This is a genomic window from Pseudomonas sp. R15(2017) (assembly GCF_002112685.1).
Classification (GTDB): Bacteria; Pseudomonadota; Gammaproteobacteria; order Pseudomonadales; family Pseudomonadaceae; genus Aquipseudomonas; species Aquipseudomonas glycinae.
This window is the reverse complement of sequence record NZ_NEII01000034.1, coordinates 1-516: the sequence shown is the minus strand read 5'-3', so window position 1 is coordinate 516 and position 516 is coordinate 1. Positions and strand designations below refer to the sequence as shown.

Below are 516 nucleotides of genomic sequence, written 5' to 3'. Positions count from 1 at the left end.
CTAAGAGAACTCACAAATTTTACCTTAGCCTGATCCGTTACCAGTGAAAGTAACGTTCAGTCTATCTTTCTATCACATACCCAAATTTTTAAAGAACGAACCAGTCAAAAGACTAGAAATCAACATTCACCATCAACGATGGAATGCTCATTTCTAAGCTTTTACTTCAGAAGCAGTAGTGGTGGAGCCAAGCGGGATCGAACCGCTGACCTCCTGCGTGCAAGGCAGGCGCTCTCCCAGCTGAGCTATGGCCCCGTATTTCTACAGGCGTTTCCCACACAAAATTGGTGGGTCTGGGCAGATTCGAACTGCCGACCTCACCCTTATCAGGGGTGCGCTCTAACCAACTGAGCTACAGACCCAATTTCGGGCTGCTTCTTTCGTCTTCTTCAATGAATCAAGCAATTCGTGTGGGAACTTATGGAGCAGCTGATGTCGTCGATTAAGGAGGTGATCCAGCCGCAGGTTCCCCTACGGCTACCTTGTTACGACTTCACCCCAGTCATGAATCACACC

The 516-nt window shown here is 48.3% G+C and carries 2 tRNA genes and 1 rRNA gene; all 3 read right to left on the bottom strand.

The window, feature by feature from the left end:
* Nucleotides 1-179: 179 nt before the first annotated feature.
* Nucleotides 180-255, bottom strand: a tRNA-Ala gene (locus CAF77_RS28720).
* Between the two features lie 30 nt (nucleotides 256-285).
* Nucleotides 286-362 (bottom strand) — tRNA-Ile (locus tag CAF77_RS28715).
* A gap of 81 nt (nucleotides 363-443) precedes the next feature.
* Nucleotides 444-516, bottom strand: a 16S ribosomal RNA gene (locus CAF77_RS28710); the annotation flags it as partial.